A 16,192-nucleotide genomic window follows, 5' to 3' on the forward strand; every position below is an offset into this window, starting at 1 on the left:
GACAGTTCTACCCAATTTCATCATTTTATATGGCATAAAACAGTAGAGGTGAGACCAATGAGTGAACAAAACACGGTTACTGAGTCAACCACTTTCAAGCCTAAAAAATCTGTCGCCCTTTCAGGAGTGAGTGCGGGTAACACCGCGCTTTGTACCGTTGGAAAAAATGGCAACGATTTGCACTACCGTGGTTACGATATTCTTGATCTTGCAACTCAGTGTGAATTTGAAGAAGTCGCATATCTGTTAATCCATGAAAAATTGCCTGCCCGTGCTGAACTGGCTGCTTATAAAACGAAATTAAAAGCCCTGAGAGGCTTGCCGGGTAGCGTCAAGGCAGCATTGGAAGCATTGCCCGCCGCCGCTCATCCGATGGATGTCATGCGTACAGGTGTTTCCGTTCTTGGCTGCACATTGCCTGAAAAAGACGATCACAATCTTGCCGGTGCGCGTGATATTGCTGACAGATTGCTGGCTTCTCTCGGCTCCATGCTGCTCTATTGGTATCACTATAGTCACAATGGACGCCGTATTGAGGTAGAAACCGATGATGAGTCGATAGGTGGGCATCTTCTTCACCTTCTGCATGGTAAAAAACCCAGTGAATCATGGGAAAAAGTCATGCATACATCCCTGAGCCTTTATGCAGAACACGAGTTTAATGCTTCGACATTTACCAGTCGAGTGATCGCAGGAACCGGCACGGATATCTACTCTGCCATCATTGGGGCAATTGGCGCATTGCGAGGGCCAAAGCACGGTGGAGCAAACGAAGTCTCTTTTGAAATTCAACAACGTTATGAAAATCCTGATGAAGCAGAAGCAGATATCCTGGCGCGTCTGGCAAGAAAAGAGGTCATTATCGGCTTTGGTCATCCGGTTTACACCATCTCAGATCCCCGTCACAAAGTGATTAAAAATGTAGCTCTGCAACTTTCCAAAGAGGCAGGAACAACCAAAATGTTTGATATTGCGGATCGACTAGAATCCGTAATGTGGACTAACAAAAAAATGTTCCCGAACCTTGATTGGTTCTCTGCGGTTTCCTATCACATGATGGGCGTACCGACGGCGATGTTTACACCGTTGTTTGTGATTGCTCGTACATCGGGATGGGCGGCTCACATCATTGAACAACGTATTGATAACAAAATTATCCGTCCCTCGGCCAATTATACCGGGCCGGGAAATCGGATACTTACGCCAATTGGTGAGCGTGGATAACGTTATTTTTGGTGCAGTGTTTCCTGCATTCATGTTTTTTTAACAAGGAATTATTATGTCTACCTCTGTTGTAAACAACTGTCCTGAATATGATCAGGTGATTGTGGATATCGTGGATTATGTAATGGAATACCCCATCACATCATCCATTGCCCATGAAACGGCCTATTACTGTTTTCTGGATACGTTGGGCTGTGGGCTAGAGGCGTTGGAATACCCGGCCTGCAAGAAATTACTGGGGCCTGTTGTGCCGGGTACGGTTGTGCCTAATGGTGTACGTGTACCGGGAACACAATTCCAGCTTGATCCCGTACAGGCGGCGTTTAACATTGGTACGATGATCCGGTGGCTGGATTTTAATGACACATGGCTGGCGGCTGAATGGGGACATCCGTCCGATAACCTTGGTGGCATACTGGCGGTGGCTGACTGGCTATCAAGAAATGCCGTGGCTTGTGGCAAAAAGCCGCTCACAATCAAAGCTGTTTTAATGGGCATGATCAAAGCGCATGAAATTCAGGGATGCCTTGCACTGGAGAATGCGTTCAATAAAGTCGGGTTGGATCACGTCGTTCTGGTAAAAGTGGCTTCGACCGCTGTCGTAGCTGAAATGCTGGGGTTGAACCGGGAAGAGATCCTGAATGCGGTATCGCTCGCTTGGGTTGATGGGCAGTCGCTGAGAACTTATCGCCATTCCCCCAATACTGGCTCACGTAAATCCTGGGCGGCGGGTGATGCGACATCCCGTGCTGTTCGTCTGGCCCTTATGGCACAAAAGGGTGAGATGGGATATCCCTCTGTATTAACCGCAAAAACCTGGGGATTCTATGATGTCTTGTTCAATGGGCAGCCTTTCAAATTCCAGCGCGCATATGGCTCTTATGTGATGGAAAACGTGTTGTTTAAGATCGCTTTCCCGGCGGAATTTCATGCACAAACTGCTGTAGAGGTGGCAATGAGCTTGCATCAGCAACTGAAAGACGCTGGCAAGACCATCAATGACATCACGAAAATCACCATTCGTACCCATGAAGCCTGTATTCGGATTATTGATAAGCAAGGTCCGTTAAACAACCCTGCGGACAGAGACCACTGTATTCAGTATATGGTTGCGGTTCCTTTGATCTTTGGCCGTCTCACTGCGGCGGATTATGAAGATAGTGTCGCGGCCGATCCCCGTATTGATGCACTGCGGGAAAAAATGGTGTGTGTTGAAGATGTTGATTTTACCCGTGATTACCACGATCCGGAAAAACGCTCTATTGCTAACGCATTAACCGTTACATTTGCAGATGGCAGCCAGCTTGATGAAGTCAAAGTCGAATTCCCTATCGGCCACGCTCGTCGTCGCAAAGAAGGTATGCCGTTATTGCTGAAAAAATTCAAAACTAACCTAGCACGTCAGTTCCCTGAAACCCAGCAAAAGAGAATTCTGTCTGTTTCCCTTGACCGTCTGTTACTGGAAAACATGCCTGTAAACGAATACCTCGATTTATACGTTATATGATCTGAAATACTATCAGCGGCTACTCTCCCAGAGTGCTGCCTCTAATCTATGCAGCACTAGGAGAGATTATGTTATTCAACACTTTTTATCAGCAGTCCATTGATGATCCAAACTCCTTCTGGGCTGAACAGGCTAGACGCATTTTCTGGCAACAACCTTTTGAGCAGGTTTTGGATCACAGCAACCCTCCTTTTGCTCGCTGGTTTTGCGGAGGGAAAACCAACCTATGTTACAACGCGCTGGATCGCTGGCTGGAAAGCCAGCCTGACGCCAAAGCGCTTATCACGGTTTCAACCGAAACGAATAGTGAGAAGGTTTTCACTTTCAGGGAATTACATCAAGAAGTGAACAGAACGGCGGCCATGATGCTTTCTTTGGGCGTTAAAAAAGGTGACAAAGTTTTGGTTTATATGCCGATGATTGCCGAAGCGCTATTTGTTTTGCTTGCCTGTGCTCGTATCGGTGCTATTCACTCTGTTGTCTTCGGTGGTTTTGCTTCCCAGAGCCTTGCTACACGGCTGGATAATGCTGAACCTGTGCTGGTGGTGTCTGCGGATGCGGGATCTCGGGGTGGAAAAGTTATTCCTTACAAACCGTTGCTGGATGAAGCCATAGAACTGGCAAACTGCAAACCCCATCATGTACTGATAGTTAATCGTGGACTGGCTGAAATGGCTTGGGTGGCTGAAAGAGATATCGATTTCGCGACATTGCGGCAGCAGTACCTTGATGCTGACGTGCCTGTGACCTGGCTTGAATCAAATGAAACCTCCTGCGTGCTCTATACCTCCGGCACAACGGGTACGCCAAAGGGCGTACAGCGTGATGTTGGCGGTTATGCTGTTGCACTGGCAACCTCTATGGATATCATTTTTGGCGGCAAAGCGGGTGAGGTGTTTTTTTGTACGTCAGATATTGGTTGGGTCGTCGGACATTCTTATATTGCTTATGCTCCTTTGATCGCGGGAATGGCGACAATCATGTATGAAGGGTTGCCGATACGGCCGGATGCAGGTATCTGGTGGCAGATAGTGAAAAAATATCGGGTAACACGAATGTTTTCGGCACCTACGGCTATTCGGGTACTGAAAAAATATCCGGTTGAATGTATTACTCAATACGATATTTCATCACTTAAATCGTTGTATTTGGCCGGCGAACCGCTTGATGAACACACTGCCCGCTGGATTGCCGAGGCTATCAACGTCCCTGTTATTGATAATTACTGGCAGACTGAGACAGGCTGGCCGATTATGGCTATTGCCCGCAGTTTGGATGATAGGCCGAGCCGGTTTGGTAGTACTGGCTTCCCGATGTATGGCTTTCATGTCAAGCTCATCAATGAACTGACTGGCGAGGAGTGTAGCGATAACGAAAAAGGTTTGCTCGTTGTTGAGGGGCCTTTACCTCCGGGTTGCATTCAAACCATCTATGGTGATGATACACGTTTCATCAATACCTATTGGCGTCATTTCGACCATCCTGTTTATTCCACATTCGATTGGGGTATCCGTGACAGTGATGGCTATTATTTTATTTTGGGACGTTCAGATGATGTGATTAATGTTGCGGGACACCGATTGGGAACACGGGAGATAGAAGAGTGTATTGCTGGTCATGAAGACGTGGCCGAAGTAGCCGTTATTGGCATCAAGGATGCCATCAAGGGGCAAACCGCAGTTGCCTTTGCCGTTCTCAAGGATGGAAGGGAAATCCAGAATGCTGAACATTTTTCTTCTCTGGAAAAGGCCTTGATGGGCTTGGTGAACAAACAAATTGGCAGTGTGGGCCGTCCGGCACGGGTGTATTTCGTGTCCCAGCTTCCCAAGACTCGTTCAGGAAAAATGCTGCGCCGAACTATGCAAGCAATATGTGAAGGGCGTGAGCCGGGTGATATTTCTCTGATTGAAAACCCGGCTTCACTGGAGGTTATTCGAGAAGCTGTATTTCGGTGAATAGTTTTCCATAGTACTGAGATGCTTTTATTTTTTCCTTGTTGATTTCTTATAAATTGAATGTGCTATATTGGTTACTAATATCTGTAATGGAATTGTTGTGGTTTTCTCTATTTTTCGACCCATTTATGAAACATTTTAATTTTATAAAAGAAGTGGATTGAAATATCTAGGTTGTGAAATTTATCTGGATATGATAATAATGAATTTATATATTAGATAATTGAGATTCAAAATGTTACCTGATGTAATTGTCACTGTGCTGGTTTTATTTGTTTGTGTGTTTTTAATTAGTAAATTAAGTAAACTGAGACAGCGTAATGAATCAATTATAATTGTTAGTATAATAATCTTCGCAGGAAGTACGAGTCAGATCGTTTATAATATTAGGTCTCGTTGTTCCATTGGGCTAGATTGTAACTGGCTTGATTTTGTTGTTTTTGGCTCAATAATGTTAACAGCGGTAGCGGCTTTATTTATATCATTTTTCAGGCAGAGTAATTAATACTTTATTGAGAAGTTTGTAATATCGAAGCGATATTTCGGTTTACTTATGTTTTTAAAGCACTTTCTACGCTCTACGCGAATAAAAAGGAAATTTAATCTACACAACCTGGTGTTATGGGTTATAAGAATGCAGGTGAGCAGTTAGTATTCATAGTGTTGAAGCTTATGTGAAGTATTGTGCCCTGAATTTGCGAGAAGCGCAGAGGAGTAAAAATATATATGGATCCTCTTTCACTTGGATTAGTCATGGTCGCTGCGATCATGCATGTAGGTTGGAATCTTTTTGTAAAGATAGAAACCGATTATTGGATTATATCAGTCGTAATGGGCGAACTTGCATGGTCAACGGTGTAGTTATGTCTATTGCACACGGCTTGGTTATTTTGGCTCTTTCACGAAGTCCTGCTGCGTTGGTTTCGGCCCTGAGAGAAACCAGTGTAATTTTTGGTGTTATTTTCAATGCGTGGATTCTTAAAGAGAAGATAGGACCAGTAAAACTGACAATGTTGCGTCTAATCATGCAGGCAATATGTGAAGGACGTAAGCCAGGATACCGCTTTCATAAATTTAAGATATGAATACAATTGCGTACATAGATACCCTTCTTTCGTCATAGAGTACCAGTACATGGTCGTAGACGCTACAATGTTGCGTCTACGACCATGGTGCAGCATCAGAAACTTTGCATATTAAAGATTTGTTGTGCTTGACTCAGCTAGTGAGATGATCATTTCACCAGATGGAGTGAGTGTTTTGTTGGATAGGCGTAATATTCAGCTAACGGTATCATCTTAATGGATGATTTATTATCTCTGATAATCTCCAATCCATTCACCGGCCATTTAGCAGAATCAAGAAGAAACGCTGCTGGTTGTCCAACGGCACCAATAACAGGAGCGCCAACTTTTAATGAAGCGCCATATGGAATAGCATGGAAAATCTCAGGTGTAACTTCAACGAAGTTCTTAGTTAAGAACTGAATTGGCCGAATTGACTCAGCTTGAAAACGCGTACCAGATACAACAAATGTTAAAGGTAAACCGGCTGCTTTAATCCCATAACCTTCATAGATACTCGCGACTTGGTTGGGGTGCATACTTTCACAGCTTATTCCAGCACTGACATCGATACCAATGTGCGCCAAGTTTGTAGGTGCCATACGAGGGAAATTACGCGCAGTCGCATTGATAACATCAATTGGCAGTGTACTGCACTGTCCGGTACTTGAGACAACTGAGTGCTTATCCGGTCTTGATACAATACCGGGACCTTCTACAGTGGAGGTGCTTAATTGGACATCGTTGTAGATTTTCGTAGAGAAGTCTGGAGGATAAAAACTTAAAGATAGCCTGGAACCATCATTGTGAGCCACGATCCATGCATTGAGTGCATCTGAGAACTGCATATCGACGCTTACCCAATAGTTTTGACGGTATTCGGTGTGGTTCTCTTCCGTCTTTGTGGCGAATCCATCAGGAGTAAGTTCTTCTACTTCACTTTGAAAGGTTGGATCGGGAGATCTTAAGACATATTGTCCACCGCCGCCGTAAATTTTATCTAGGGAATTTGCTCCGGTCGTATCGGTGTACATAAGGTAAAACATGCCATTGAGATAGGACACGGATGGTTGCCCTGCTCCATAAGGATTTCCATCTAGCTTCTTGTTAGCGGGTAAGATTATCGGATTACCATTATTTGCACGTGTCCAGTTAATTCCGTCAGTACTTGTTGCGAGGCCAATTTTTGTTATACCTTCAGCACCAACGCGAACGCTGTCCCATCCACCATAATACATATAGTATGTACCGTTAACCCGTATGACAGAGGGGTCGCAGGTATGGACTTTATCGAATGCGTTTGCTGCCTTGTTAGGGGAAAAAACAATCTGGTAGGGATCCTTACTTCCACGAGCGTGGAAAGGGCCATCAAGAGATGAAGATTCGGCATAAAAAATATAATCACCGGGATGAGTGGGATCGGAGCCACACCACCACATCCGATATATCCCGTCCAACATCACGGAAGGTGCATAGTTGTACACCCCCCCCTTTACCACTGGACCGATAGAAGTTCGAATATCTGATGTTGTTAAAGGTATCTCTGTTTGTGCTAATGATGGGGGGACCCATAATAATCCGCAGAGAATAGCCAAGCTTAAGGTGACCAATAAAACATTTCGATAAATTACACGCAAATGGCGAAACAGCAATCCACAATAATGCAAGGAGCAAACTAAAGCATCATTTAATGTGGGTCTGCGATTATTTGCCAGATCTGACATTTTAAGCGCATAATTATTGATGTTTAATTGCTTGATGATGCCCCAAATTTTAGGGGCTTTTTTGATACACAAAGTCACAATTTTCTCCAGTGTTTAAGTTTAAATAACGGAGCGAGAAAAATTCTTAGCAAAACCTCCCTCAAATATGCTCCTAAAAAAGATGCAATGGCTGGTAACCAGCATTCGTCGTAAATTCAGTCGGTGATTGGTAACTTAACCTGCTATGCAACTGTGCTTTGTTAGTACGTTACATAAATTAGTACTGGTTTATTCGAACAGTATTTGTGCTGATTTTCTGGTGTGCCTTGATAGGCATCTTCTTATCAATGTCGCTGTGACAAAACACTGTCTATCAGCGCTGATGTAGTACAGTAACCTGCTGTCATCAGTAGTTATAAAGATAAATTTTTTGTATTTTTATCCTGCCAGTATCAAACCATTAGAGCTAAATAAATCAGTATAAAAAATCAAACGGTCATTGTTTGTTTTGTGGTGAATATCTGTTCATGACAAAAAATGTTACATAAATCACAAAAAAATATCAATGAGTTTATTTTTAAGACTATTCCTAATTAATCAATCAAAAAATTCCGGCTAGGGACTGGCCCTCTTATTCCGTTTTATCGTGTGTTGTATTTCAGCTATGGAAAACGTAGTCTGCGTTTTTTCTGATGCTCATAACCGTAAAAAGTTGCGTAACTTAAGGCTTTTCTAATGAATGTTTTTTTGTGGAGGATAAAAAAATGCGACTGTAATATGAAAGCCTATGGGTTATGTGGATAAGGGTTGATGTGGAAACGGTATTGTGTAGACATGCTGATTCCAGTCTGCCTTATTGCACATGGGAAAATGCCTTTGCTTGTGACGTTAATCTCTGTGATTTTGTTCGGTGTTCCATTTGGAATTCACTTAGATTGTAGGCATTATTGTCATTGATTTAGGGATTATGTGGTTAACTTCTCATAGTGGTTTAATGGTGAGGGATGGGCAATTAGTTTCGCACTAGGTACCGTTGCTTTTATTGCTGTATTTATCTTGCTAAGAATGCAGTTATTGTGACAGGCTGGATTTTCGGTATTTTGAGGCGAATTAAGGAAAATAATTCCGTTGGCCTTAGAAAAACATCAAATTTTGTCGCCAAAGCGACATTCCTGCATAAAGTGTTTTAACATTTGACTGTTAAATACGTACAATCCCCTCCCTGAATGTGTTCTCTACAGAATAGGCTTAGTTTGTCACTGATCCAGATTTACACATCGCGGAACCGCTTGTCAACCTGGCTTGGTATATTCGCGATATTGATGCTGTTCATTGCACCCGTGATTTCCCAGTCACTGGAACATGCGCGCATTGGTGAATCTCATTCTGACATTTCTTCCGCATCACAGGGCACTAACCATCATGATGGAATGCAGATGGGTATGCATGCTGGTGGTGACATGTCGATGCTGGATGATATTGCCTGTGGATACTGCGTCTTTCTTATCCATATACCGATGCTGGACTTGGCGAATACACCGTTATTCTGGTCAACTTCGCTGACTTCACGGTCATCACCGGTTCAACCTGTAACTCTCTTCCTTGCGCATTTCATCTTTTCTGATTCGTTGCCTCGCGCTCCGCCTGAACAGATCTAATCTCATCGGTTTAAACATAATGAAACACTTTGCCCTGCTAACTTCTTAGCCAGGGGAAGTTTGCTTATACCAAAAACTGTTTGGTTGGATTCTATAACGTATTCCGCTTTTGATAGCCATATCGCTTCGGAGCGCGGATACACATTAAGGAAAGATGATGTTTGAAAAAAATTCTTCTGATAAAAAAAATACGCTGGCCCGTTGTATTAGCTCGGCAATGCCGCTTTTTTTGCTGGCTGCTTTTAATGGATATGCGGTTGAAACCACACCGGATTCGCACGATCATGCGAATGGCCCAAAAACCAATGATGGCGACGTAATCACAGTAACAGCACCTTTGTATTCTCCTTTGACGATTGTCACTTCGCCAAAAACGCCTCGCCAGCCCGTTCCGGCAAGTGACGGTTCTGACTACTTAAAAACCATACCCGGCTTTTCACAAATCCGTAATGGTGGGACTAATGGTGATCCAGTATTTCGAGGAATGTTTGGTTCAAGGCTTAAGATCCTAACTGATGGTGCAGAAATGCAAGGGGCTTGCCCCGGCAGGATGGATGCGCCTTCATCTTATATTTCACCGGAAAGTTATGATTTGCTGACACTGATTAAAGGGCCTCAAACCGTGTTGTGGGGCCCCGGTGCTTCCGCTGGGACCATCAGGTTTGAGCGTGAACATCCTAAATTTAATGAGCCGAGGGTGAAGGTCAATGCCAGCGGGTTGACGGGTTCAAATGGTCGTTGGGATGGCAACGTTGATGCCAGTGTCGGCAATGAATTGGGATATTTACGTTTAATGGGAAATACCTCCCGTTCACATGATTATAAAGATGGTGGTGGGTATCGTGTCCCTTCACGCTGGGATAAGTGGAATAGTGATTTGGCACTGGGGTGGACGCCGGATAAAGATACGCTGCTCGAATTGACCGCCGGGAAAGGTGATGGAGAAGCCCGCTATGCGGGGCGTAACATGGATGGTTCACAATTTAAACGTGAAAGCCTCGGCGTGCGTTTTGAGAAATCTAACCTCGGCGAGGTTCTTGATAAGGTTGAAGCCCAAGTTTACTACAACTATACCAACCATATTATGGACAATATAACCTTGCGTTCTCCGAACAGCCCTATGTCTATGGGATCGATGGGCATGCCTTCTGCGACCTGTAAGCATATGTGTGGCATGCACATGAATATGAACAGTGGTATGTCCATGCAATTGGATCGCCGGATTGTGGGAGGACGGGCAATGGGCACCTGGCTATGGCAAGATTTCAAGCTGGAAAGTGGTGCGGATACTCAAACTAATACCCATCGTAATAAATCAGGCAGCGTGTGGCAAAAGGATGCTCAATTCCGTAATTATGGTTTGTTTGGCGAGCTGACCTGGTACGCCACAGAGCAAAGCGAGTTGATAACCGGTGCCCGACTTGATCGCAGTCTGGTGAAAAAATTTGCCAGCAATAGCGAGAAAGAACGAAATGATACTTTGCCAAGTGGTTTTATGCGTTTAGAGCATACTCTTACTGATGTTCCGCTGATGTTTTATGCCGGTATTGGTTATACCGAGCGCTTCCCAGACTACTGGGAGCTATTTTCGCCTAAACTTGGTCCAGCAGGCAGCGCGAGTGCTTTTGATGGCGTGAAAAGCGAAAAAACTACCCAGCTTGATATTGGGGCGCAATATACAGGAGAGCGCTTTAATAGCTGGGTGTCAGCCTATGTAGGACGTGTGAATGATTTTATTTTGTTTAGATATAGCCCAACCAATGCCCGCCTCAGCCAGGCTGATAACGTCAATGCCAATGTTATGGGTGGAGAGATGGGCTTTGGCTATCAACTGACAGACCATTGGAAAACGGATGCCAGCCTTGCCTATTCCTGGGGTGAAAATACCACGGATAACAAGCCACTGCCTCAGATCCCACCTCTGGAAGCCCGTTTCGGATTGACTTATGAACATGGTGATTGGAGCAGTACCGGTTTGTGGCGATTGGTTAGCAGCCAGCATCGGATTACTGTAAATCAGGGAAATGTTGTCGGCAAAGATTTTAAAGACAGTCCGGGTTTCGGCGTGCTTTCTGCAAACGTTGCTTATAAGATCAACAAAAATGTCAAAGTCAGCACAGGTATCGACAACATTCTGAATAAAGAATACAGCGAACACCTCAACCTTGCAGGTAATAGCACCTTTGGTTATTCAGCAAACACCTCAGTAAATGAACCAGGCCGAACGATATGGGCTAAAGTTAATGTAACATTCTAATGAGAAAATGGCGTCCAATGATTGGACGCCAATACTTGTTTAATATCCACAAGGCGAATAATACAATAGGAATTATTATTTCTTATTACCGATATACGGATAAACTTTCACATAATCAACATCGAATGTGGCGGTTGTTTCATTTATCGGACCATAACCTTGGGTCGGATAACTGCGCGGTACTTCCGAGCTTAAAATAATGTATTGATTTGCGATTGAAATAGGAACTTGCTCCAGACCAGATAAATGTTGAAGAACACCATCAACATAAAATGTGTAACCATTTGGTGTCCATGCCACCGCAAATTTATGGAATTTACCATCAGCGAGATTACCCATAGACAATTTCTTTGACCATTGTTTATGAGCGCTGCCATAACCATTCCAGTGAATAGCATGATCATATTGATCTTGTGTAGCTTCAGCTAAATGTTCAAATACATCAATTTCGACGCCTGATTTTTCTGGATCCGTCAGATCTTTACCCATTGTTGGTGACTGTACCCAGAATGCGACCTGATTACCTTCGGCACGATTAAATCTGACAGCGGCTTCCCAATAGCCATATGACTGTAGGAAACTTTTTTGTGTTGAAATCATGCCGCAATAATTTTGTAGCTTGCCAGAAGAACTCTCAGAATAAGTTTTTATAGTTAAATATCCATTCCGCACAATAACGGCTGATTGAGTATTAATACAATTATTTCTGACACCCAAACCACGGTAATCCCATTTTTGGGTATTGAGTGTTGTGCCATTGAAATTATCCTCGAATGATGGTGTGGGGCTGAATCCATTTGGGATTTTTGCCGAAGCATACCCGCAACACAATGAGCTTAATAGCAATATATAGGTTAGCTGAACTTTCATCTGTTTTCCTTGTATTTTTTGATGTAAATAGTCGCCACTTGAACGTTCTTACACGTTTTCGTAGGGATTAGGGATAAGTCACTTTATCGAATATTAGCGACAGGGTGACCGATTTAATTTGTTATCCCCTGCTTTTTGTTTTAGTTGGTAAAAATAAAGGAAATAAAAATCAGTGATGTTGATTAAGGGAAAATAATTAAAATAGAGACAGTAAAAGAAGCAGTTATAGCAGATAAATAGAACCCCGTTCATCAGAACGGGGTGTATGGCAACGTTAAACTATTTCGATGCATCCAGGGCTTGGGCAAGATCAGTAATAATATCATCAATATGTTCAATACCGATTGACAGGCGGATCATGTCGTGTGGTACACCTGCTTTAACTAACTCCTCGTCATTTAATTGGCTATGAGTGGTTGAAGCTGGGTGGCAGGCGAGTGATTTTACATCACCAATATTGACCAAGCGCACAATCAGCTTTAATGCGTCAATAAATCGGGCACCAGATTCCTGTCCGCCTTTAATACCAAAGGAAAGAATAGCTGATGGTTTCCCACCCATATACTGTTGTGCCAGTTCATGTTCCGGATGGTCTGGCAATCCTGCATATTTCACCCAACTAACTTGAGGGTGATTTTGCAGGTAATGAGCTACTTTCAGGGCATTTTCAGTATGACGCTCCATTCTTAGCGCCAGAGTTTCCAACCCTTGCAAAATAAGGAAAGCATTAAAAGGCGATAGCGCCGCGCCCATGTTACGTAATGGTACAACACGGCAATGACCGATAAATGCAGCTTTACCAAACTGTTCGGTATAGATGACGTTGTGATAAGAGGGATCAGGATTATTCAGGATAGCAAAGCGTTGCTTATGTTTTTCCCAAGGGAAGTTACCGGAATCAACAATAATGCCGCCAATAGTGGAGCCGTGGCCTCCCATGTATTTGGTCAGAGAGTGAATAATAATATCGGCACCATGCTCAAAGGGACGGCAAAGCGCAGGCGTGGCAACGGTATTGTCAACGATTAAAGGAACGCCATGACGATGAGCCACTTCTGCAAACTTTTTCAGGTCAACAACATTACCAGCCGGGTTACCAATGGATTCACAGAATACCGCTTTGGTCCGGTCATCAATCAGTGATTCCAATGCTGCAATATCATCATGGTCGGCAAAGCGTGTTTCAATACCGAACCGGGGCAATGTGTGAGCCAGCAGGTTATAAGTGCCGCCATATAACTTGGCAACAGATATAATATTATCCCCGGCTCCAGCAATGGATTGAATAGCGTAGGTGACAGCCGCCATACCGGATGCGACCGACAATGCAGCGATCCCACCTTCAAGTAAAGCAACCCGTTTTTCCAGTACGTCATTAGTCGGGTTCATAATGCGGGAATAGATATTTCCCTCGACCTTTAAATCAAACAGATCGGCACCATGTTGGGTACTATCAAATGCATAGGATGTTGTTTGATAAATAGGGACAGCAACGGCTTTGGTGGTTGGATCGGGTGAATATCCGCCGTGGATCGCAAGAGTTTCTGGTTTCATTTTCGGTCTCTTCTCTATATCGGTAAGATTACATGTATCTTTGATGAATAGATGTAAGCGGCTTTTATCAAAACTACAGCTCCACTTACTGCCGTTCACAAGGAATTTAACTTGTACATTTGTTTGATTGATGAACCGTCTGAATAGATATCTATCAGCTTAAGGGAGTTTCCGCTGATAGAAAATGTGATTTTTTTGTCATTTTCTTCAATTCTCCAACGACCAATGTTATCGACATTACTGAAAGCCCATTCGACACGATCGCCATTTAAGCGACATTTAATTTTCCATAGGGAATTATCACTGGGTCGAATGTAGTGCATATACGCCATCTTATCGTTATCCCCAGAAGATATCTTGATGATTTCTGTCTTTTGTAAAGCTCTATCGCCAATATCGCTAAAACAATAAAGATTTTATTATTAGACATTATATTTCCGCTAATTATTTATTAATCAAATAAATAATTTAAAAATGTTACTAATTCAGTGATATATCGGGTGTCGCTATTTTTTAATTATGTGGACATTATCACAAAAAGCAGAAGCTACTTAAGTCGAGTAACATTAACTATTAAAATGGAAAATGAGAACAAAAGACTTAAATAAATATCTAATCTTTTAGAAAGATCACAAAATTTCTTGTGAAGTAGTTAGTTTTCGTTAGGTTGCCTGATTTATTTCTCTCTATTTCCTGAACAAAAATGGAGGGTATGTCCATAATTTTAAATTTTTAAAAATTTTTCTGCATGATTTTGGTTATAATTTATTGTTAGTATGATCGACATTGGAGCTAATCAATAAATTAACGGTATTTTTATGTCTAAATTTTCAAACTGGCAGGAATTAAGACAACTATTCTTACTTTCTTTTCCCATCATTATTGCGCAGATAGCACGTACCGCAATGGGTGTTGTTGATATAGTGATGTCTGGTCACTATTCTACCGCTGATTTAGCGGCAGTAACATTAGGAAGTAGTATTTGGTTCCCTATATTTGTGTTGGGATACGGGACTATTATCATGCTTGCGGCAGATGTCGCAAAGCACAAAGCGCAAGGTAATGAAGAAGGGGTCAAAGAGAGTCTTAGAAATTATTTATTTCTATCGATGATACTTTCAATACCAATAATTTTATTGTTAATGTTAATTAGCAAACTATTTTCGTTTATAGGCTTAGATGATGATATTTTAGATATCACACGGGGCTATGTTCTTGCTATGGCATTTAGTGTTCCTGGGGTGATGATATTTAATGTTTTTCGTTCATTTCTGCAAGGCTTAGAAGATACGAAAATCGCGATGTACCTATCTTCTGGTGCCTTATTACTGAATATACCATTAAATTACATGCTTATTTACGGGAAATTTGGTTTGCCAGAAATGGGTGGCGTTGGTGCGGGTATTACAACAGCAATTATTAATAACCTAAGTGCTGTATGTTTAGTTATCTATTTTTTACTGAAAGATGAATACCGGCGATATCGGTTTCGTTTAAAATTCCCAAAATATCAAGATCTACTGAGGACTTTTTATATTAGTATTCCTAGTGGATTGGCTTTTTTTGTTGAAATGGTTTTTCTCGATGTGGTTGCTGTATCCGTTGCGCCTTTAGGCACTCAAACTGTTGCCGCACATAATATTATGCTTAATATCGTGACTATCATTTATACCGTCATCACAGGATTTTCGACCGCGACGACGGTGAGAGTGGGCTCCTATATTGGGCTAAAAGATAGAACATCATTAATGGGTGTTATCAGAGTTTCGATTTATTTGATATTATCTGTCTCTGCAATTTTTGGTTTTATAATATATTTTTTCGCCGCGCCATTGATTGCACTCTACACTAACGATGATTCAGTTATAATAATTGCACTTAGCCTGGCGTTTCTATTCTGTTTTTTCCAATTCTTCGACTCCTTTCAGGCCTCTTTAGCAGGTATTCTGCGTGGTTTTCATGATACCCGCTCGGTATTCTACGCACCTTTATTTGGCTATTGGTTAGTTGGTTTACCATTAGGGTTTGTTTTGGCTTTAACAAACTGGGTAACCGATAGCATGGGGATTGTAGGATTTTGGTATGGTTTGGTTTTAGGTCTTTTTGTCAACTCTATTTTACTGTCTATTATATTAAAGGTGAGGACAAAAACGATAGTTTCTCAGTTAACTTATTAATTTAGTTACGAAATATCTTGGGAAATAATTTAGGGAAATATTATGAAATATATTATTTTGGAGAAAGCAAAAATATATTTCCAAAAAATGGCTGATATGGGGGATAAAGAATCTCAGTTTATTGTAGAGCCTTGGGAAATTATTCTGATACAGCAAGGATATAAAGAACCTGAATGATGTTTATATCCGCCTGAAAACTATTGCGCTTGCGTAAATTCCCTGC

Annotated in this window: 11 protein-coding genes; 8 read left to right on the top strand and 3 right to left on the bottom strand. The window is 42.4% G+C overall.

Going from position 1 to position 16,192, the window contains the following annotated elements; genetic code table 11:
- Window positions 1–57 precede the first annotated feature (57 nt).
- The 4 genes from prpC to ACGF7G_RS12555 all read left to right on the top strand — a co-directional run bounded on the left by prpC (window position 58) and on the right by ACGF7G_RS12555 (window position 5,771).
- Window positions 58–1,224, top strand: coding sequence for a 2-methylcitrate synthase (prpC, locus tag ACGF7G_RS12540; RefSeq protein ID WP_387465870.1), 1,167 nt, complete (start codon window positions 58–60; stop codon window positions 1,222–1,224).
- A gap of 55 nt (window positions 1,225–1,279) precedes the next feature.
- Window positions 1,280–2,731, top strand: coding sequence for a bifunctional 2-methylcitrate dehydratase/aconitate hydratase (locus ACGF7G_RS12545; RefSeq protein ID WP_387465872.1), 1,452 nt, complete (start codon window positions 1,280–1,282; stop codon window positions 2,729–2,731).
- A 68-nt stretch (window positions 2,732–2,799) separates the two neighbouring features.
- Window positions 2,800–4,686, top strand: a complete 1,887-nt coding sequence (locus ACGF7G_RS12550; RefSeq protein WP_387465874.1) for a propionate--CoA ligase — start codon at window positions 2,800–2,802, stop codon at window positions 4,684–4,686.
- A gap of 863 nt (window positions 4,687–5,549) precedes the next feature.
- Window positions 5,550–5,771: a hypothetical protein gene (locus ACGF7G_RS12555; protein WP_387465876.1), complete on the top strand. Its 222-nt coding sequence runs from the start codon at window positions 5,550–5,552 to the stop codon at window positions 5,769–5,771.
- A gap of 149 nt (window positions 5,772–5,920) precedes the next feature.
- Here ACGF7G_RS12555 and ACGF7G_RS12560 read toward each other — a convergent pair whose 3' ends face one another.
- Window positions 5,921–7,552 carry a hypothetical protein gene (locus tag ACGF7G_RS12560; protein WP_387465878.1) on the bottom strand — a complete coding sequence of 544 codons (1,632 nt, stop codon included), beginning with the start codon at window positions 7,550–7,552 and terminating at the stop codon, window positions 5,921–5,923.
- A 1,190-nt stretch (window positions 7,553–8,742) separates the two neighbouring features.
- Here ACGF7G_RS12560 and ACGF7G_RS12565 point away from each other — a divergent pair.
- Together ACGF7G_RS12565 and ACGF7G_RS12570 are read left to right on the top strand one after the other, a co-directional pair.
- Complete coding sequence (locus tag ACGF7G_RS12565) at window positions 8,743–9,111, top strand: DUF2946 domain-containing protein (RefSeq protein ID WP_387465880.1); 369 nt, start codon at window positions 8,743–8,745, stop codon at window positions 9,109–9,111.
- 154 nt (window positions 9,112–9,265) lie between these two features.
- The gene (locus ACGF7G_RS12570; protein WP_387465882.1) at window positions 9,266–11,368 is read left to right on the top strand and encodes a TonB-dependent copper receptor; all 2,103 of its coding nucleotides are present in this window, start codon (window positions 9,266–9,268) and stop codon (window positions 11,366–11,368) included.
- A gap of 75 nt (window positions 11,369–11,443) precedes the next feature.
- Here ACGF7G_RS12570 and ACGF7G_RS12575 read toward each other — a convergent pair whose 3' ends face one another.
- Together ACGF7G_RS12575 and ACGF7G_RS12580 are read right to left on the bottom strand one after the other, a co-directional pair.
- Entirely contained in the window at window positions 11,444–12,238 is a 795-nt protein-coding gene (locus ACGF7G_RS12575; RefSeq protein WP_387465884.1) for a family 16 glycosylhydrolase, read from the bottom strand.
- Window positions 12,239–12,517: 279 nt separating this feature from the next.
- Window positions 12,518–13,792, bottom strand: a complete 1,275-nt coding sequence (locus tag ACGF7G_RS12580; protein WP_387465886.1) for a bifunctional O-acetylhomoserine aminocarboxypropyltransferase/cysteine synthase — start codon at window positions 13,790–13,792, stop codon at window positions 12,518–12,520.
- A gap of 818 nt (window positions 13,793–14,610) precedes the next feature.
- Here ACGF7G_RS12580 and ACGF7G_RS12585 point away from each other — a divergent pair.
- Window positions 14,611–15,969: an MATE family efflux transporter gene (locus ACGF7G_RS12585; RefSeq protein WP_387465888.1), complete on the top strand. Its 1,359-nt coding sequence runs from the start codon at window positions 14,611–14,613 to the stop codon at window positions 15,967–15,969.
- Window positions 15,970–16,011: 42 nt separating this feature from the next.
- Window positions 16,012–16,146, top strand: a complete 135-nt coding sequence (locus tag ACGF7G_RS12590) for a hypothetical protein (RefSeq protein ID WP_387465890.1) — start codon at window positions 16,012–16,014, stop codon at window positions 16,144–16,146.
- The last annotated feature ends 46 nt before the right edge of the window (window positions 16,147–16,192 follow it).

It is taken from the genome of Photorhabdus sp. RM323S (assembly GCF_042879375.1).
In the GTDB taxonomy this organism is placed as follows: Bacteria; Pseudomonadota; Gammaproteobacteria; order Enterobacterales; family Enterobacteriaceae; genus Photorhabdus; species Photorhabdus tasmaniensis.